9 protein-coding genes are annotated in these 20,973 nt (G+C 40.3%); 8 read left to right on the forward strand and 1 reads right to left on the reverse strand.

Going from position 1 to position 20,973, the window contains the following annotated elements:
- Positions 1–129 precede the first annotated feature (129 nt).
- Complete coding sequence (locus I2I13_RS13320; RefSeq protein ID WP_195649682.1) at positions 130–2,784, forward strand: glycoside hydrolase family 78 protein; 2,655 nt, start codon at positions 130–132, stop codon at positions 2,782–2,784.
- Between the two features lie 708 nt (positions 2,785–3,492).
- On the opposite strand, the gene I2I13_RS13325 is transcribed toward I2I13_RS13320, so the two are convergent.
- The gene (locus I2I13_RS13325; protein ID WP_195649683.1) at positions 3,493–7,551 is read right to left on the reverse strand and encodes a hybrid sensor histidine kinase/response regulator transcription factor; all 4,059 of its coding nucleotides are present in this window, start codon (positions 7,549–7,551) and stop codon (positions 3,493–3,495) included.
- Between the two features lie 295 nt (positions 7,552–7,846).
- Here I2I13_RS13325 and I2I13_RS13330 point away from each other — a divergent pair, with 295 nt between their 5' ends.
- The 7 genes from I2I13_RS13330 to I2I13_RS13360 all read left to right on the forward strand — a co-directional run bounded on the left by I2I13_RS13330 (position 7,847) and on the right by I2I13_RS13360 (position 20,971).
- Positions 7,847–9,028, forward strand: coding sequence for a glycoside hydrolase family 76 protein (locus tag I2I13_RS13330; protein ID WP_195649684.1), 1,182 nt, complete (start codon positions 7,847–7,849; stop codon positions 9,026–9,028).
- A gap of 23 nt (positions 9,029–9,051) precedes the next feature.
- Positions 9,052–11,304: a glycogen debranching protein gene (locus I2I13_RS13335; protein ID WP_195649685.1), complete on the forward strand. Its 2,253-nt coding sequence runs from the start codon at positions 9,052–9,054 to the stop codon at positions 11,302–11,304.
- 6 nt (positions 11,305–11,310) lie between these two features.
- The gene (locus I2I13_RS13340) at positions 11,311–12,891 is read left to right on the forward strand and encodes a sulfatase (RefSeq protein ID WP_195649686.1); all 1,581 of its coding nucleotides are present in this window, start codon (positions 11,311–11,313) and stop codon (positions 12,889–12,891) included.
- 52 nt (positions 12,892–12,943) lie between these two features.
- Positions 12,944–14,956 carry a glycoside hydrolase family 97 protein gene (locus I2I13_RS13345; protein ID WP_195649687.1) on the forward strand — a complete coding sequence of 671 codons (2,013 nt, stop codon included), beginning with the start codon at positions 12,944–12,946 and terminating at the stop codon, positions 14,954–14,956.
- 38 nt (positions 14,957–14,994) lie between these two features.
- A complete protein-coding gene (locus I2I13_RS13350) occupies positions 14,995–16,215 on the forward strand; it encodes a glycoside hydrolase family 76 protein (RefSeq protein WP_195649688.1) in 1,221 nt (406 codons plus the stop codon).
- Between the two features lie 298 nt (positions 16,216–16,513).
- On the forward strand, positions 16,514–17,854 hold the full coding sequence (locus I2I13_RS13355) for an IPT/TIG domain-containing protein (protein WP_195649689.1): 1,341 nt from the start codon (positions 16,514–16,516) through the stop codon (positions 17,852–17,854).
- A 24-nt stretch (positions 17,855–17,878) separates the two neighbouring features.
- Positions 17,879–20,971, forward strand: coding sequence for a TonB-dependent receptor (locus tag I2I13_RS13360; RefSeq protein ID WP_195649690.1), 3,093 nt, complete (start codon positions 17,879–17,881; stop codon positions 20,969–20,971).
- Positions 20,972–20,973: the final 2 nt, after the last annotated feature.

Below are 20,973 nucleotides of genomic sequence, written 5' to 3' on the forward strand. Positions count from 1 at the left end.
ATTTCCTATAAACTGATAAAGTAAGAGTATTGCAGCAAAATAACTTCCCTATGCGATATTTTTCGTAAATTAGCGCGCAATATGCTCTTTATGAGACGGAAAGAAAATACAGACTAATTTTTGAATAAAATGAAACGATTGACATTAGTATCGGGGCTACTCTTTTTAATGTTGCAAACAACATTTTCGCAGGTGCAGGTACCGGGCAATTGCAAACCCGTGAATTTGGCTTGCGATTATTTAGTGAATCCTCTGGGAGTGGATAATCCTGCTCCCCGGTTATCATGGATGTTGAATGATACCCGGAGAGGGGCACGACAAACAGCTTATCAAGTCATGGTGGGTAAAGACTCTCTTCAACTTGTTGCCGGAAAAGGAGATACTTGGGATTCAGGCAAAAAGAATACTGAAGAGATTCTAATTACTTATTCGGGCGAGGGCCTCACCCCATTCACCAAGTATTATTGGAAAGTGAATGTATGGGATCAGGATGGAATCCAATCTTCTTCGGATATCAATTGTTTTGAAACCGGAATGATGGGGATGGAGAACTGGCAGGGCGCCTGGATTGGGGATAACAGGGATATTAATTATCAACCTGCACCTTATTTCCGGAAAGTGTTTGATGCAAAGAAGAGTGTCCGGTCAGCAAGGGCATACATTGCCGTGGCAGGTTTGTATGAACTGTACATCAATGGCGAGAAAATAGGAAATCATAGACTGGACCCGCTATATACCCGGTTCGACAGACGTAATTTCTACGTAACTTATGACGTTACCCCTCAAATACAGAAGGGACGGAATGCGATTGGTGTATTGCTGGGTAATGGATGGTATAATCATCAGTCGATGGCTGTGTGGGATTTCCACCGTGCACCGTGGCGCAACCGCCCTGCTTTCTGTATGGATGTGCGGATTACGTATGAAGACGGTTCCGTTGAAGTGGTTTCTACAGAGCGCGACTGGAAAACTTCATCGGGGGCATTAGTCTTCAATAGTATTTATACAGCCGAACATTACGACGCCCGCCTGGAGCAAAAAGGTTGGAACACAGCGGACTTTGATGATTCCCAATGGAGTGGGGTAGGATATAGGGCTGTTCCTTCACTAAATGTAGTGTCTCAACAAGTGCAGCCGATCCGTGCGGTAGAAACAATTCCTGTAAAGACATGGAAAAAGCTCAATGACACAACGTATGTATTTGATTTTGCCCGTAATATGGCAGGTGTCACCCGCATCAAAGTATCCGGAGAAGAAGGAACTGTCGTGAGGTTGAAACATGGCGAGCGGTTGTATGACAACGGACGAGTGAATACGTCAAATATTGATGTGTATCACCGCCCGGTAGACAACTCCGATCCTTTCCAAACGGATATGCTGGTTTTGAGCGGGAAAGGAGAGGATGAGTTTATGGCACGATTCAATTATAAAGGTTTCAGATACGTGGAAGTAACAAGCAATAACCCCATTGTACTGAATGAAAATAGTCTGACTGCCTACTTTGTGCATAGTGATGTTCCGCAGAAAGGGACGATTCATACTTCGAATGCACTTATCAACCGTCTTTGGTGGGCTACGAATAATGCTTATTTATCCAACTTAATGGGTTATCCTACCGACTGTCCCCAGCGTGAGAAAAACGGATGGACGGGCGACGGTCACTTTGCTATTGAAACGGCATTGTACAATTATGACGGTATCACTGTCTACGAGAAATGGCTTGCCGACCACAGAGACGAGCAACAGCCCAATGGCGTATTACCTGACATTATCCCTACAGGAGGCTGGGGATATGGCACGGATAATGGGCTGGACTGGACGAGTACCATCGCCATCATTCCATGGAATATTTATATGTTTTACGGTGATAGTAAACTATTGGCGGACTGTTATGAGAACATCAAACGGTATGTAGACTATGTGGATCGTACTAGTCCAACCGGATTAACCTCGTGGGGAAGAGGAGACTGGGTGCCTGTTAAATCCCATTCTTCCAAGGAACTGACTTCTTCTGTCTATTTCTACGTGGATACCAAGATACTTGCCAATGCCGCAAAGATGTTTAATAAAACGGAAGATTACGAGTATTATTCTGCCCTTGCCGACAAGATAAAGAATGCGATTAATGATAAATTCTTGAATAGAGAAACGGGTATTTATGGTAGCGGAGTCCAGACAGAACAGAGCGTTCCCTTGCAATGGGGGATTGTTCCCGAAGAACTGAAGAGGAAAGTGGCCAGGAATCTTGCAAAACAGGTAGAGGCAGCCGGTTTTCATTTGGATGTAGGTGTGTTGGGAGCAAAAGCTATATTGAATGCGTTGAGTGAGAACGGTGAAGCCGAAACGGCTTATAAATTAGCCGTACAAGATACTTATCCATCATGGGGCTGTTGGATTGCCAATGGTGCTACCACCTTGCTGGAGAACTGGGATTTGAATGCAACGCGCGACATTTCAGACAATCATATGATGTTTGGTGAAATTGGCGGGTGGTTTTATAAAGGATTGGGCGGAATCTTCCCTGACCCCGAAAATCCCGGATTCAAACATATCCTCCTTCGCCCTAATTTCCCTAGTGGACTAAATCAGTTCGAAGCCAGACATCAATCGCCTTATGGTGAAATCTGTTCAAAATGGGAACGCAAAAAGAACCGTATTGTCTATCAGGTAACTGTCCCTGCAAATAGCACTGCTACCTTTTATGCACCCGACAATGTGGAGGGAGAACGTGTAGTAAAACTAGAAGCGGGAGAACATGTACTGGAATTGAAACTAAAACGTTAATGGAAAACAGTAAATCCCGGACCGATGTCTTTACATCGGTCCGGGATTTATCTTCTGTAATGTAGATTATGCGGATAAGTACAATGTTCAGTCTTATTCTTCTATTCACCTTTTTCACATCATGCTAAACCGTTTATTTTCAGATATCTCCTGTGAATGAACAGCACTGCTTGCTTTTTCACAGCCCTTCACACTCTTCACCGGATACAAATTTCCCGATATTGTATGTTGTCAAGCGATATCATTGACGTCATGCTTCTTCGATAAAAATGTCCTTTCTTAATGCAGATAAGTCGTCTCTTTCTCATTTGTTTAGCATTTATCAATAGATAGTCGACTATAGTTGTCTTATAAGCCGACTGCAATTGACCTGTAAGACAACTGTAGTCGGCTGAATAGCTGACTACAGTCATCCATATACATGACTATCGTTTTATTTCACAGTGAAGGCTGTGAAGAACTGTGAAACTAGTACTCTCCGGTTTTGATTCACAGGAAATGGCTATCGGATAGAAACTTATCTTTCCGTGAAGAAAGTGAAAAGTGGAAATACAAAGTAAATAATAAGTATTGTAATATTACATCCATAAAATAACATCCTTGTATATCTATGTTCTGAATATAGCAGCCTTAAATTCATAAATCCAGACTATAAATTACAATGATAATAATAGTCGTCAAAGATTTCATGTCCAACATATTTTTTAATTACTCTCCCTGACTTTTATTTTTATCTTGAATCTTTTCTTTGAATTGGTTCTTATTTTCTTCTCTATATTGCCGGGGTGGTAATCCGAATTTCTGTGAGAATAGTTTGTAGAAGGTACTTCGATTATTGAATCCCGTTTTATCCATAATTTCATCAATAGAGAAATTTGAAGAGAAGAGCAATTGCTTGGCAGTCTCCAGTCGGTATTCCCGAATAATATCTGCCGGCGTTTTGTCCGTAATCTGTTTCAGTTTGCGATAGAACTGTCGGACACCACATTTAAGTTCGCTACTAAGTGTTTCTACTGACAGATTGGGATTGGCGATATTGCTGTTGATAATCTCCATCATGTTGTCAAAGAACTGTTTGTCTTCTTTATGCAGGAAGCGGCCATCATCCAGCTGGAAAGAACTGGCAATAGAACTATAATAGTTCTTTAAGTCTTCTTCCCTCTGTATTAGTCTTTGGACAATCTTTTTGAGATAGTTACTATTAAAAGGTTTCGTTATGTAGGCTTCAGCTCCCGCCTCTATTCCTTTAATTTGCTCTTCAGACTGATGGCGGGCAGATAGCAGGATGAGAGGTATATGACACCATACTTTGTTTTCTTTCACTTTTTGAGTAAATAGAATACCGTCTATATCCGGCATCATTACGTCGGATATAATCAAATCAGGTTGCTTTATCTCTAGTTGTTTCAAAGCATCTTCGGCATTGTTGAAAGAAAGTACATTATACGTATCTGCAAAAAGTTCGGATATAAACCACAACATTGAAGTGTCATCATCAATAATCATGACCGTTTGTTTATTGGCATCGAATGGTAAAGATGCCTGTCCGGGTACAGACAGGGATTCAAATGCCGGATTTTGTGTCAGATCATTGGGCTGGTATTCCACATGTTCTTCAGACAGTGGGAGATTGGGCAGAGTGACTGTGAAAGTCGTGATTTCGTTCGGAATGCTTGTCACTTCGATATTGCCGGAAAGGAGCTTTGTCATACTATGGCATATGGCCAGTCCCAATCCGCTTCGTGAGTAGATACTGGAAGTTTCAAAGTTATCCAGAATCTTATATCGGTCGAATATCTTATCCAGATTTTCTTTGGCAATTCCTTTTCCGGAATTAGAAACCGAAATATAGAGCTGTTCCTGTTCTACCTTAAGTTCTATAACAATGGAGCCATTATCCGGTGTATATTTAAATGCATTTGAGAGCAAATTGTTTACAATCTTGTTCAAGCAGCTTAAATCACTATTCCAGTCGATATTTTGCGTTATTTTTAACTGGTAGTTTATATTTCTACTTTCTGCCAGTTCATTAAATGAGGCAGCCATGTTCTGTATATTTTCAGACGCAGATAAACGGATGATGCTAAGTTGCTTGTGACCGGTTTCAAGTCGTCTGAATTCAATCAGCTCAAGGATTAATTCATTGAGCTTCTTTGCATTCTGTAGAATGATTTGCCCGTATTTCTGAATATATGGGTCGGTATTGGCATGAGATAGAATTTTCTCGCAAGGACCATAAATCAATGTGAGCGGGGTGCAAAACTCATGAGTGATATTGGTGAAGAAACGAAGTTTGGACTCGTAGATTTCTTCTTTCTTCTGAAGAGTTAAACGCTCCAGTATTGCATTCTGTTTCTTTCGGTATCGTTTAATACCCAGGAAAATCAGCCATATAGCTATGTTAATGATTAAGAGAATGTATCCCGTATATGCCCATCCTGTCATATACCACGGGGGAGTGATGTGTATGATGAGTGATTGAATATCACTTTCTTGACCTGTAATATTGTTTTTGTATTTTACGAGCAAGGTATATTTCCCCGGAGCTAAATTGGAGAAGATGGCTTGATTGGATTTACCGTTTTTTATCCAATGATTACTTAGTTCTTCTATTTTATAGGAATATGTATAATTGTTGCCATGGATAAAATCAATCGCATTGAAAGAAATACAGAAGAAATTCTGATTATAATTTAAGGTAAGAGCTTCCGGCTGGCTATGTGTGTCCATGAAATTGTGAATATTGTATTCAGTTCCGAATATGGACAAATCGGTAAACTGAATAGCGGGAGAGTGAAGTTTGGGTTGGTATTGATTGATACTGATTGTAACAAACCCGTTCGTTCCCCCAAAAAAGAGTGTGCCGGTACATGGGTCTTTAAAGAAAGCACCATCACTGAATTCTCTGACAGCAAGCATTCCCTGTTGTTGATATATCTGAAAGTTCTTCTTTGTCGGGTCAAAACGAACTAATCCCTGGTTTGTACTAAGCCAAAGGTTCATTTGTTGATCTTCCAGAATCCCGTGGATTGTTTTACTGGGGAAAATATCTGTATCATTATAAAGCTGATACTTGCCGGATTGATAATGCAGTAGTCCTGCACTAGTGCCTAACCAGTATCCTTGGGAGTTTTTATGGATGGCAAAAATATCATTAATGGTTTGACTTGGGGCATTCTCCATGTAGTATGGCGTGATCTCTTCAGTCAGGGTATTAAGTCGGTAGGCTCCATATCCGCGATTACCAAACCAGATTGTCGAATCGTTTTCCTGATAAGAGGTAAAGAAATAGTTGGAGTTTGCCCGTCCTTCGTTCATTACTATCCGTTTGGCTTCCTTTACGACCGGATTTGTTCCGTCTGTCGAAAAAGAGACCTTTATAATGCCTTCTCCCACTGTGGCAATCCACAATGTACTGTCGTTTATTTCATTGATAGAATGTATATATCTCACAGGTTTTCCGCTGGCAGTGACCGGAAAATTACGAATCTTCTTTTCTTTGTAAGAATAGTAGTCTATACCATTTTCCGTGCCAATCCATATTCTTTTCCATCGGCTGGGAGCAAAGCAATATACAGAGTTATTTCCCAATAGAGTATTGCCGGCAAATAATCGCTCAAAAGGAGACGAGTGTTGTGTGTGGGGGATATAGTTGGGGAAGCGTAGAATACCTCCTCCTTTTGTTCCCACCCATAAAGTCGATTCTTCGTCGTAGAATAGTGCCCGTACAGGATGGTTTACTTGATAAGTCGGAGTGTCCAATGCTGTGTTAGTGATTGTAAATGTGTCATTAAAGTACATATACAGTCCTTGTCCATCTGTTCCAATCCAGATAATATCTTGATATTTATCTTTTACCAGGCAGAAAATACCGGATTGGATGGCAATGTTTTCCAGTTGGTATTTATTTTTCTGGTCAGGCAGGTAGGTAAGTTTTACTAAACCGCTGCTTTTGAATCCGATATAGAAATCATTCTGTGACTTGACAATAGAGGAGATATCTCCGCGTTTTGTTATTTCGTCCGCTAAATCAAAGACATAATATAATCTTTGGTTTTGGAAGTTGTATTCATAAAGAGAGAGGGAATCGTCAATAAAAAAAGCCTGGTCTTTATCAGAAAAGGCCCATCGTAGTTCGATATTATTCTTGAAAATCGTATGTGGAATTAACTTGATTTCATCACCGCTTCTTTCTATTTGATAACTTTGCGTATTACCGTTAGAAGCAAATAACCATAACCTGTTATTGTTATCTATAGTCATTCCTAAGATATGATTTGGATTAAGTGCCTGAATTATCAGTGGCTTCACTTGTTTTTCTTTTTTCTGATAATAATAAATACTTCCGTTCTCTTTCAATATGAAAACATCATTTGTCTGGCTTGCGGCCAAACGAACATCCTTAAATTCCCTGAAGCTTTGGATCGTTTGTTCTTGAGTGTTCAGCCGGTCTAGCCCATAAGGTGTCTCTACCCATATGACTCCTTTCTCGGTTTCGATGATTTTATTTATCAGGTTGCCCGACAGGGTCTGGTTTCTATTGATTGGAGTATATTCATGAATAGAGGTACCATCGAAAATATTCAGTCCTTCACAAGTCCCTATCCATATCATTCCATTCTGTTCCTGACAAATGGACAAAACTGCACTATTGGATAATCCGTTTTTATTGGAGTATTGGTGTAAATTATAGGCAGAGGAAACTTGGACATGAAGAAGCATCGAAAATGCTAGAAGTAGTTTGAGTAAACCTTTTTTACATTTCATTGTACTTATAGTATTGGAGTATATTTAGCATAGGATTGATTGTGACAAATGTACTAATTTTGTTGGATGAGACCTTTTTTTAAAGATAAAAAACATGAGAAAAATGACTTTTTTCGGGATGGAGTGTTGATGCTGGTTAGGCACATAAAAGATATTAGTATGCTTTTCTGTCATTTTTGTATTATTTTCTGTTATTCTGCTAATTATGGAATTTTCTGTCATGCATTTGTATAAACCCCACTTCTGCTTCTTCCTATATTTGCCGCATCAGAACATCTACAGAATACTAATGACTATGAAATTGATTCCTGTTTGGGGCACGTTGTTGTCCATGTTTCTATTGCTTGCCTGTTCTTCTCATCCTATTGAGCGGAACATTTGGTTAGAGAGGGCTGAGAAGACTTTTACCTCCCTTTATACCAATTATGCCATAGATACCACTTGTCTGCTTCACGAGAATTATCCTTCTGATACATATTATTCTATACCCAGTCTGGCGTCCGGCAGCCAGAGAGGCTTCAATCAATACGCTTATTTGTGGCCTTATTCAGGCGTATTCTCTGCGGGAGTTGCTCTATTGGAGGCGACAGGTGATAAAATCTATAAGGAACTTCTGGAAAACAGCATATTACCCGGCTTGGAAGCATATTACGACCGGAAAAGGGAACCTCATGCTTACTCTTCTTATATCTCAACAGCTCCGGTTTCCGACCGCTTTTATGATGATAACCTTTGGTTGGGTATTGATTTTATAGATCTCTATCGGCTGACTTGTGAACAACAATATTTGGAGAAAGCAAAGGCGATATGGAGGTTTGTAAAAAGTGGGACAGATGATAAATTAGGTGGTGGTATTTATTGGTGTGAACAGAGAAAAGATACTAAAAATACTTGCTCTAATGCTCCCGCTGCGGTATTAGCATTGAAAATATATCAGGAAACTCATGAAAGCATATACCTTAAAGAAGCCGAAAGACAATATGAATGGACAAAAGAAAAACTACAAGATACGACGGATTATCTCTATTTTGACCACATAGAGTTGGATGGAAAAATAGGAAAGGCGAAATTTGCATATAATAGCGGGCAAATGATGCAAGCTGCGGCATTATTGTTTGAGCTGACAGGCGATTCTGCTTATCTTACGGATGCCCGGAATATTGCGAAAGAGGCTTATTGCTACTTTTTTAATTATGTTACAACTCCTGATGAATCATCTGTTAAGCTAATCAGAAAGGGAGATATATGGTTCACTGCTATAATGCTTAGAGGCTATATTGAGTTGTATAAGCAAGATAAAAACAAGACATATCTGGACACTTTTAAGAAAAGTTTGGATTGTGCTTGGAAATATGCCCGTGAAGAGAATGGCTTGTTTAATGTCGACTTTAGTGGCAAAGAAAAGGAGAATCGCAAATGGTTATTGACACAAGCTGCCATTGTGGAGATGTACGCCCGCTTAGCTGCAATAAAATGAGATTTGATTATAGAATGAAAATTATGAGATACACTACTTTTTTTATCGCGTCGATTGCTACAGTTTGTTCTGTAGGACATTCTTATGCACAGTCTGATGGACTTATTTTTAAGAATAACAAGTATGCCTGGTATACAGATCGTATTGAACAGGGGGAGTTTACAGGTAAAGCACTGTCTCCTGTCCATCTATCTTCTAATTTTGAGGAGGAACGTACTAGGGATTTTAAAGGAGAATGGAAACCTAAGTATGACTTGGCTTTTTATCCCCAACTTCAAACTCCTTTTTTACTTGAGCATACATTGTATAATATGTCTTTGGATGAAATGGTCAATGCTATCGAACCGGATAGTACATTGCGCACGGGCTCCGGCTTTCCGGGAGTTTGGACACGTGATGTAAGCTATAGTATTATTTTGAGCATGGCTTATATGCAACCTAAAGTCTCGATGAACTGTTTGCTCCGGAAAGTAGACCGTTTCGGACGTATCATTCAGGATACGGGTACTGGAGGAAGTTGGCCCTGCAGTACCGACCGTATGATTTGGGCTGTTGCCGCTTGGGAGATCTATAAGGTGACGGGAAGCCGTGAGTGGTTGGAGAAAGTCTATCCGATTATCCGTAAATCAGTGGAAGATGATTATCTCACTGTCTATGATGAAAAGACAGGGCTGGTGATGGGCGAATCTTCATTTATTGATTGGAGAAATCAGAGTTATCCCCGTTGGATGCAACCTGTAGATATATTCCAATCGAAGTGTTTGGGAACTAATGCGGTGCATGTGGAAGCCCTCCGTGTTTTGAGTTGTATGGCAGGTAGGATGGGTGATACGGTGGCTGAAAAGAAATATGCCACGAGATCGAAGCAGGTTGCCGATGCGGTTAATCGTTATTTGTGGATGCCGGAGAAAGGTTATTATGCCCAGTTTTTGTACGGACGCAATTATAATATACTTTCTTCCAGAAGTGAATCATTAGGCGAGTCTTTAGCAATACTGTGGGGAATTGCGCCAGCCGGGAAACGTGCGGAAATTATCCGCAATGCTCCGGTCTGCGAGTTCGGAACACCGATTTTCTATCCGGAAATTCCCAATATACCTCCTTACCATAATAATGCCGTTTGGCCTTTTGTATCTTCTTATTGGATGCATGCTGCAGCTATGGCGGGGAATGAAGAGGCTGTTCTTCACGCGGTTGGAAGTATTTATCGTGCAGCTGCCTTATTTGTTACCAATAAGGAAAACTTTGTGCTAAGTACAGGTAACTATCGAGGTACGCAAATTAATTCAAGTAATATGCTATGGAGCTTGTCAGGAAACTTAAGCATTGTGTACAAGTTGTTGATGGGCATCCATTTTGATGACGAACAATTGTTGTTTAAGCCTTTCGTTCCGAAGGCGTTGACTGGCAGGCGTATACTAAAGAATTTTCCATACCGTAGTTCTACACTCGATATTGAGGTAGAGGGTCATGGAAATAAGATTAAAGCCTTTTATCTGGATGGAAAGAAGCAGAATCCGATAGTAGCCGGCACATTGACAGGACATCATGACGTGAAGATTGTCATGGCCAACAATGAACTCAAAAAGCAAGGTGTTAATTTGCAACCAGCTATTGCTTCTATCGAGACTCCGGTTATTAAACTGGAAGACTCGAATAAGATAGTTTGGAATAAAATAGAAAGTGCCGTTGCTTACCGGATTTTGAGAAATGGTAAGATATGTCAGCTTGTTGAGACAACTCATTATCGTTTGCCGGAGGATGCGTATGGTGAATATCAGGTAATCGCTGTTGCCGCAGATAAATATACGGCTTCATTTGCGAGTGAACCGATAGTAATTGAAGAGCATAGCACATACGAAGTAGAAGATTATGCACCAAAGTCAGAAAGGAAACACAAAGGATTCATGGGGACAGGCTTTGTCAACATTGACAAGAAAGAGAATACTATGATTGAAATTCCGGTATCAATTAAAGATGAAGGCCTTTATGCGATTGACTGGAGATACGCAAACGGCAATAATACCATTGCTGATGATAACCGTTGTGCTATTCGTTCCTTGTATGTAGATAATCACTTGTCGGGAGTTTCGATATTCCCACAGCGTGGGATGAATGCGTGGGAGAATTGGGGATGGAGCAATAGCCATCAGGTTCATCTGACACCTGGTGAACACACCATTTCACTTTCATTTGAACCTCATAATGAAAATATGAATATTAATGTCAATCAGGCACTGATAGATCAGTTGCGTTTGACGAGATTGAAAAAATAGAAGAACATGAATAACAAAATGAACCTTATTTGTGCATCTGTGCCGATGTTTTTTGTGCTGTCTGATGCTTCTGCACAGAAAGAAGTGCAGCAACGTCCTAATATCATCCACATTATGACGGATGATCATTCTTATCAAGCCATTAGTGCTTACGGACATCCGCTTTCCGTGCAGGCTCCGACTCCCAATCTGGATCGCTTGGCCTCTGAAGGTATGCTGTTCCGGCAAGCGTTTGTTGAGAACTCTTTGTCTACTCCCAGTCGTGCTTGCCTGATGACGGGGCTGTATAGCCATCAAAGCGGGCAACGTCGTCTGGATGCGGGCATTGACACTGCGCATGTATTTGTATCGGAGATACTTAAGGAGAATGGTTATGAAACCGGAGTAGTTGGTAAGTGGCACATGCGTTGTGAACCGAAGGGCTTTGATTACTATCATATCCTGTGGGATCAGGGTGAATACTATAATCCGGGTTTCAGGAGTAAAAAAACGAATGGAAAATATGTGAAAGAGAAAGGCTATGTAACCAACCTGATCACCGACCATGCCATTGAATTTCTGGAAGAAAGAGACAGGAATAAACCATTCTGCCTGTTTGTACACCACAAGGCTCCGCATCGGAACTGGATGCCTGATACGAAATATGTGGATTTATATGAAGAGGTAGAGTTTCCCTATCCGGCAACATTCAAAGATGATTATGCTACCCGTGGTGAGGCTGCGCGTAAGCAACAGATGAGCATATCCAAAGACCTTTCATTGGCATATGACCTGAAGGTGCGGGAGCTGGGCGACCGACCGGGATTGAAGAATGACTGGAGTATCCGGAGCATGGAGGGATCATTGAACCGCATGGATTCGGCAGACCGTAAGAAGTGGCTTGAAGCTTATGAACCCCGTAACCGGAAGTTTATCGAGCAAAACCTGCAGGGAGACGAATTGCTGAAGTGGAAATATCAGCGTTATATCAAAGATTATATGCGTTGTATCAAATCTGTTGATGAAGAAGTCGGACGATTGTTGGCTTATCTGGAGAAAGAGGGATTGATGGATAATACCATTATTGTTTATACTTCCGACCAGGGATTCTATATGGGTGAGCATGGCTGGTTTGACAAGCGTTTCATGTATGAAGAATCTTTCCGTACTCCGTTGATCATCCGCTATCCGACAAGGATTAAGGCTGGCACGGTATCTGATGCACTGGTTCAGAACATTGATTATGCTCCTACTTTTCTGGATATGGCAGGTATTGATAAACCGGATTTTATGGTAGGAACGTCATTGGCTCCTCTTTTCAAGAATAAGGGAAAGGCTCCTTCTGGCTGGCGTAAATATTTGTATTATCATTATTATGATTATCCGGCAGTGCATAATGTGCGCCGTCACGATGGGATACGTGACAGTCGTTATAAATTAATCCATTTCTACGGGAATGGGATTAACTACAATGAATTGTATGACTTAAAGGAAGATTCGAATGAATTACACAATTTGTATGGTAATCCGAAATATGATAAAGTGGCGGCACGCTTACAAAAGGAATTGGATAAAATCCGGACCGAACAGAAAGTCGATGAATTTTGAGTTAACCGTGCGCTCTTACAATACGATAATAAAATAATTAATAAGAAAGAAGATGAAAGTAAAAGTATTAAGCTTATTGTTATTGGCATTTTTTTATGTAAATTGTCTGCAGGCGGCTAATGATAAGAAGGTGTCGTCACCTGATGGTAGAAATACAATCGTATTCTCTTTGGATGCTGGCGGAACCCCGACTTATCAACTCCTTCGCGATGGTAAAATGTTGATTTCACCCTCTGTTTTGGGATTTATAGAGAAGAATAATATAAATCTGGCGAATGAGTTCAAACTCAGAAAGACAAGCTTTCATACAAAAGACGAGCATTGGACTCAGCCATGGGGAGAAAATAAATCCATGCGTGAGCATTATAATGAGTTGGCCGTTCACTTGAAGAATAGCAAAGTAAACCTGACAATTCGTTTTCGTGCTTTTAATGACGGAGTTGGTTTCCGTTATGAATATGATGTTCCAAGTGTCGATTCTCTTTTTGTAATGGATGAACTGACTACATTCAATATTGCTGAAGATGGTGTTTCGTGGTCTATTCCGGCTAACTTTGATACTTATGAAATATTGTATTCGGAAAAACCGGTCAGTGCCATTAAAGATGCCAACACACCAATGACTTTCAAGACAAATAGCGGTGTATATGGCAGTATTCATGAAGCGGCATTATACGACTTTCCCGAAATGACACTGCAACATAGAGAAGGTACGAGTTTCAAGTCTAATCTGGCTCCTTGGCCCGATGGAGTGAAAGTGAAGAAACCGAATCATTTTACTACTGCATGGAGAACATTGCAGATTGGCGATAAAGCTGTGGACTTAATTAATTCGGGACTGATTCTGAACCTGAATCCTCCCTGTCAGTTGGAAACCACCGACTGGATTGAACCGATGAAATACGTAGGTGTATGGTGGGGAATGCATGTTGGTGTAGAAACTTGGACGATGGGCGACCGACATGGAGCTACTACAGAGAATGCCAAAAAATATATTGACTTTGCATCTAAAAATGGCATCCGGGGTGTTTTGTTTGAAGGTTGGAATGATGGTTGGCAGAATTGGGGCGGTAATCAACGTTTTGAATATACGAAACCTTTTGCAGATTTCGATATAGAAGAAATCACTCGTTATGCAAAAGAACGTGGAGTGACTGTTATCGGTCATCATGAGACAGGAGGGAACATCCCTTATTATGAAGCTCAAATGGAGAAAGCTTATAAGTGGTATAAAGACTTGGGGATTATCAATGTGAAGACCGGATATGCGGGTGGTTTCCCCAATCATCTCAGTCATCACGGACAATATGGCGTGAATCATTATCAGAAAGTAGTAGAACTGGCTGCTGCCCATCACATGACTATTAATGCGCACGAACCGATCAAAGACACTGGTATTCGCAGAACATGGCCAAACATGATGTCAAGAGAAGGAGCCCGTGGGATGGAGTGGAACGGCTGGAGTGAAGGTAATCCGCCTTCTCATCACGTGATATTGCCCTTTACGCGTTTATTGGGAGGGCCGATGGACTATACTCCGGGAACTTTTGATATATTGTTGGAGAAAAGTAAAAGTTCACCCAAACATAAAAAATGGCATGGACTTGATAAAGGGAATAGCCGCGTAAATACTACATTAGCCAAACAATTGGCAAACTGGGTTATTTTATATTCACCGGTACAGATGGCATCTGACCTCATTGATAACTACGACGGGCATCCGGCGTTTCAATTCTTTCGTGATTTTGATGCCGATTGTGATTGGTCGAAAGCTTTGGATGGGGAACCGGGGAAGTTTGTTGTTATTGTGCGGAAGGCTGATGACAAGTACTTTTTGGGCGCAGCTACCAATGAGGAGGCGAGAACAGTTTATATTAAGCTGGATTTTCTGGAACCTTATCGGTCTTATAAAGCTATTATTTATGCAGATACGGAGAAAACCGACTGGAAGACCAACCCGACAGAATACAGAATTTACGAAAAGGCGGTTACTTCCGAGGACGAATTGGATATAGTAATGGCAAAAGGTGGAGGGCAAGCAATAACTTTCCTTAAAATGAAATAAGAGAATCTACTGATAAAAACATATTTAAATTGAAAAACATGAAGAGATTATTTTGGGCATTTGCTGTAATTACTTTTTCGTTAATAGCATGTAGTAACGAAAATGAGGGAGCATCCTTTCCTGATGAAAATGAAAATAACGCTGAAACAAAGACTCCTGAAGAGATATGGGCTGCGGCTTCCGATAGCTGTATTTCAGTCTTGATAGATCAATTTATGGATAAAGAGAAAGGAACATTCTGGGCTGCTGTTCAGAATAAACTTCCAAGCAGGACGCAATATCTTTATTGGCAACAGGCGCACGCCATGGATGTGTTGGTATATGCTTACGAACGTATTAAGGATAAAGACCCTGAACGGGCTGCAACTTATGAGAATTACTTCAAGTTATGGTTTGAGAACCATGCCAATAATTGGTATGATTGGAGGGGGCAGGGAGATGAGACGGGCTTCTTGAATGAGTTTATAGATGATATGGCTTGGATTTCGTCGACAATGTTGCATATGACGGAGGCAACGGGCGATGATACCTATTTCAATATGGCCAAAAAGATTTATGATACACATATGGTCACTCAGGGCAAGGAAGATGAGAAAGGTTGGGCGTTGCCATGGAAAACGACTAGTCCCGCTGATAAGGATACTCGTTATATTTGTACGAATGCTCCGGCTTGTGTTGTAGCCTGCAAGCTCTATATGAAAACAAAAGAACCTAAGTATCTTGAAGATGCCCAGAAGCTATATGACTTTATCACTGCAAACCTGATGCTCCCGGATGGTAGAGTGGAGGAACCTCCATTGACGTATACTCAAGGTACATTTGCTGAAGCTGCCCGTTTACTTTATCATATTACTGAACAACGTAGTTATTTGAAGAAAGCGGAGACGGCAGTAGTATATACCATTTCCAGTAGTCGTTGCGTTGACAAAGGGTTATTGAGAAATGAAGGGAGTCTTGATGCAGATGACGGATTAATCTTTAAAGCGGTATTCATTCCTTATGCAGTTAATTTAGTGTTGGATGAATCGACTTCTTACAGGACTCGTGAGGAAGTGAGAAATTTCTTGCTTCATAATGCTAAAACTCTATGGTTCGAACACATGAATCGTGACTTGTGGCCCGAGATGTATTGCGGTCCTTATTGGGGAAATACCTATTCGGTGAAAAGTGATGAAAAGAATGGAACTGCTTATATGTGTGCTCATGCAAGCGGAGCTTCTTTGCTTGAGAATGTGACCCGTATGTTGAGTACCCGCTAAAGACTGAAAAAGGAAATATCATTAATTTAATCAGGCAGTGAAAGAAACTTGGATAGTGTCATGGAGGCATATATTATGGTAATGATATGTCAATGAATGTTGCTGTTTAGTTTATACATTTCGATTAAAGTCTGCTTTTCTGTCTTTTTTGTGTTGTTTTCTGTTTTTCTGTTAGACGTGGAAATTTCTGTCATGCTTTTATAAAAGCATCCCTAATCCTTCTATTTATATTTGTGCCGTTAAATATGGCGGACATAGTGTTTGACGATAAAGTTAATCAATTATATCTTTTAAAATTATGGGAAACAAAATCATGGAAAAACTTAAGAGTTTCAGTTTTCTATTTTTAGGTTGTCTTCTTTGTATCTATGGTTGCAAAGATGACGCTAAAGGTGAAGAATTTGATCCTTCTAAGCCGGTTGTGATTGACCGTTTTTATCCTGAATCTAGCAAAGGTCAGGGTGAACTATTTATTTATGGTGAGAATTTCGGAACCGATATTTCGAAGATCAATGTAACAGTGTCTGGGAAAAAAGCTATTGTAATTGGATCTAACGGACATTGTATCTATTGTGTAGTGCCGATTCGTGCCGGTGACGGTAAGGTTAGTGTACGAATAGGTAATACTGAAGAACATGTTTTCGATAAGGAATTCAAATATGAATATCAACTACGCGTGGGGACTTTGTGCGGCTTTACAGATAAAGATGGTAAAACTGCGCGTGTGGACGGAACTCTTAAAGAGGCACAGTTTGAGGCTCCTTATTGGTTGGAAATAGACGATAATGGTGATCTGTTTCTACTTGAAAATAATCGGTCTGTACGTAGAATCTCAATTGATGGAGATAAGGTTTCTACCTTGCTTGTAGGAGGGCAGGGACAAGGAATTAGTAGTATGCATTCCATGTGCTTTTCTCCAACAAAAGATACGTTATTAGTGGCTAATCAGGTGCAAGGAGATGACAATGGAAAAGCCGTTGTCATGCTGTTTAAGGATAAGGGATACAGTGGTGCAGTGGGGAGCTATGGAGTATTAGCCAAAGGAAAAGGATGCGATGCTGTTGCTATGCATCCGCAGGATGGAACTTGTTTCTTTACTCAACGCGCTGACGGTTATGTTTATAAGTTGGACGATCCCGTAACAGGAAAAAAATCCCAGCATGTGACTGATGGTAATTCAGATATGTATTATGCGATGCAATTTCATCCAAGTGGAGACTTTGTTTATCTTACAGCTGAAAATAAGCATGTTGTGTTTAAATCAACTTACAATCGTGAAACTCGTTCGCTAAGTAAGCCTCTTCTACTTTGCGGTGCAAGACGTAATGATGAATATAATGTACAGTGGAGCGATGGGGTAGGAGAAGCAGCAAAATTTTCACAACCCCGTCAGGGAACTTTTGATGAAGAAGGTAATTTCTATGTATGTGACAGATACAATCATTGTATCCGAAAAATATCTCCGGAAGGTAAGGTTGAGACTTTTGCAGGGAGACCGAATGAAAAAGGGTATGCAGATGGCGAATTAACAAAAGCTCAATTTAATCAACCGAGTGGAATTGTGTATGTCAAAGAGACCAAGACATTTTATATTGCAGATGAGAACAACTATCGAATCCGCACGATAACTGCAGAATAATACTCATGAAAAACATTATAGGAAATGAAAAAATATTTATTAATTCTGGTAACTTTAATTCTGACTTTTCCGCTGGATATTATAGCTCAGGAGGAGACAATAAATGTGACAGGTATTGTAAGGGATAGTCAGGGAGAACTCCTTGTGGGAGTTAATATTGTTGTAAAAGATCGCCCTGGTTTTGGAACAGTGACAGATATAAACGGTAAATATAGAATAAAGGTCAGTCCTTATTCAACTCTATTGTTTACTTACATTGGTTATGATAAGGTGGAGGTCGGCGTAAAAACAAAGACGGAGATTAATGTGACAATGAAAGAAACTTCGAATACTGCATTGGATGAGGTTGTCATTACTGGTACCGGTATTCAGAAGAAAGCAACACTGACAGGTGCTGTCACTTCGGTGGATGTCGCAGATTTGAGTTCTAATTCGACTACTAGCATTACCAATGCATTAGCGGGTAACGTAGCTGGAGTTATTGCCATGCAATCTTCCGGTGAACCAGGGGCTACTTCAGAGTTTTGGATTCGTGGTATTTCTACTTTCGGTGCTAATTCTGGTGCGTTGGTGCTAGTTGATGGATTTGAACGTGACCTGAATGAAATTAGTGTAGAAGACATTCAATCATTCTCTGTATTAAAAGATGCGTCTGCTACTGCTATCTATGGTTCAAAGGGTGCTAATGGGGTAGTGCTGATTACAACAAAACGCGGAAATCTTGGTAAAGTCAATGTTAATGTGAAGTTGCAGAGTACCTATAACACACGCACCCGCACTCCGGAGTTTGTTGACGGATATACTTATGCTCAAATGTTGAATGAGGCTCGTACTACCCGGAATCTTGAGCCTGCTTATACTCTTAATGAACTGGAAATAATCAACCAAAAGGTAGATCCGGATTTGTACCCGAATGTGGATTGGCAGGATGTTTTATTGAAGGATGGTGCTATGACATATAAGGCTTCTTTAAACTTGAGTGGTGGTAGTACTTCGGCCCGCTACTTTGTTTCTGCCAGTTATGCGGATGAGCAAGGTATGTATAAGACAGATAAAGCATTTAGTAAAGAATATAATACAAATGCAGATGCTAAACGTTGGACATACCGTATGAATGTGGACATTAATTTAACCAAATTAACTTTGTTGAAAGTAGGATTGTCTGGTTCATTGAAAAAGTACAATACTCCAGGATTGGCAGATAATATATGGAGCTCATTGGTGGGACAAAATCCTGTTAGTATTCCGGTGATGTATTCGGATGGATCAGTACCTGTTTATTCAGCTTTCGACTCTGTAGAAGGAGACCGTATGAATCCTTGGGTACTGGCCACCCAGACTGGATACAGGGAAAAGTGGGAAAATACAATTCAGACAAATGTAACATTGGAGCAGGACCTGAAATTCATTACCAAAGGGATGAAATTTATTGGTCGTTTTGGATTCGATACTGAAAACAAAAATTCTATCAATCGTATTCGTAAGCCGGAGCAGTATCGTGCGGAGCGTCATCGGGATGCAAATGGTGGTTTGATAATGAATCGTATTGTGAAAGAACAGGTAATGACGCAATCATCTAATGCAGAAGGAATACGCTTGCAGAATTTTGAGGCAGAATTGCATTATAATCGTTCTTTTGCTAAATACCATGATGTAGGCGCCATGCTGAAATATACGCAGCGAGAAGAAATACAAACAGTCGGTACTGACAGTGATATAATGAAAGGTATATCTAAACGCAATCAAGGATTAGCCGGGCGTTTTACCTATTCTTATAAATATCGTTATTTCATAGAAGCGAATTTTGGTTACACAGGTAGTGAGAATTTTGCGACCGGAAATCAGTTTGGATTTTTCCCGGCTATCTCCGGTGGATGGAATATTGCGGAAGAGAGTTTTATAAAAGACAATCTGAAATGGGTAGATATGTTTAAGATTCGCTATTCATATGGTGTGGTTGGTAATGACCGTGTAGGTACCCGTTTCCCTTATTTGAGTTCTTTCGGTGATAGTAATGGTTTTAATTTTGGTGATTATGGAAGTGGTAATAGTTATAATGGATTGCATTATGATCAAATTGCTTCTAATAACTTAACATGGGAAGTTGCTAAAAAGCATGACTTGGGTTTTGATATGGCTTTCTTAAATAATCGCCTCACGGCAACGATTGATTTATATAAAGATACTCGTGAAGATATTTATATGCAGCGCAAACATCTTGCCAATATAGTAGGTGTAACTAGTCAACCGTATGCAAATGTCGGTAAAATGGAGTCTATAGGTATAGACGGGAATTTTTCTTACCGACAGAAGATAGGGAAAGTACAGTTAACGGTAAGAGGCAACATGACTCTGACCAAAAACGAGATGAAGGCTTATGACGAAGAAGCACAAGAATATTCTTATAGAAAAACTGAAGGGTTCCGATATAATCAGGCGCGCGGTTTGATTGCTTTGGGATTATTTAAAGATTGGGATGACATTCGTAATAGTCCGAAGCAAGAATTCGGAGATTATGCTCCGGGTGATATCAAATACAAAGATGTGAATGGTGATGGTGTGATATCTGATTTGGATAAAGTACCTATCGGAGCTACTCGTATTCCTAACTTAATATATGGTATGGGTATTTCTTTGCAGTGGCGTGGATTTGATATTAATGTTCATTTTCAGGGAGCAGGTAAATCTTCTTATTTCATCAATGGACCTACGGTTTTTGCCTTTAACAAAGGCGAGTGGGGAAATATTCTGACTGATATGGCAGAACCGGGAAATCGTTGGATTGCAGCAGAAATATCGGGTGATCCGGCAACAGAGAATCCAAATGCTAAATATCCTCGTCTAAGTTATGGGGGGAATGCCAATAATTATCGTGAGTCTACTTTTTGGCTTCGTAATGGAGCATATTTACGCTTTAAAACACTGGAAATAGGTTATTCTATACCAAAAACATGGGTTAATAAACTGCGTATGGATAATGCACGTATTTTCTTTCTGGGCAATAACCTGTTTGTATGGGATAGTCTTAAGTTGTGGGACCCGGAACTTGCAAGTGGTAATGGAATGAAATATCCAATTGCATGTACTTACTCATTAGGATTGACTGTTAACTTCTAATA

Source organism: Bacteroides sp. D55t1_190419_B8, from assembly GCF_015558905.1.
GTDB classification, from domain to species: domain Bacteria; phylum Bacteroidota; class Bacteroidia; order Bacteroidales; family Bacteroidaceae; genus Bacteroides; species Bacteroides vicugnae.

Bases quoted from the DNA above. Each gene is read 5' to 3' on its own strand.
- I2I13_RS13320 (WP_195649682.1), top strand. From the start codon at position 130: ATGAAACGATTGACATTAGTATCGGGGCTACTCTTTTTAATGTTGCAA.
- I2I13_RS13325 (WP_195649683.1), bottom strand. From the start codon at position 7,551: ATGAAATGTAAAAAAGGTTTACTCAAACTACTTCTAGCATTTTCGATG.
- I2I13_RS13330 (WP_195649684.1), top strand. From the start codon at position 7,847: ATGAAATTGATTCCTGTTTGGGGCACGTTGTTGTCCATGTTTCTATTG.
- I2I13_RS13335 (WP_195649685.1), top strand. From the start codon at position 9,052: ATGAGATACACTACTTTTTTTATCGCGTCGATTGCTACAGTTTGTTCT.
- I2I13_RS13340 (WP_195649686.1), top strand. From the start codon at position 11,311: ATGAATAACAAAATGAACCTTATTTGTGCATCTGTGCCGATGTTTTTT.
- I2I13_RS13345 (WP_195649687.1), top strand. From the start codon at position 12,944: ATGAAAGTAAAAGTATTAAGCTTATTGTTATTGGCATTTTTTTATGTA.
- I2I13_RS13350 (WP_195649688.1), top strand. From the start codon at position 14,995: ATGAAGAGATTATTTTGGGCATTTGCTGTAATTACTTTTTCGTTAATA.
- I2I13_RS13355 (WP_195649689.1), top strand. From the start codon at position 16,514: ATGGGAAACAAAATCATGGAAAAACTTAAGAGTTTCAGTTTTCTATTT.
- I2I13_RS13360 (WP_195649690.1), top strand. From the start codon at position 17,879: ATGAAAAAATATTTATTAATTCTGGTAACTTTAATTCTGACTTTTCCG.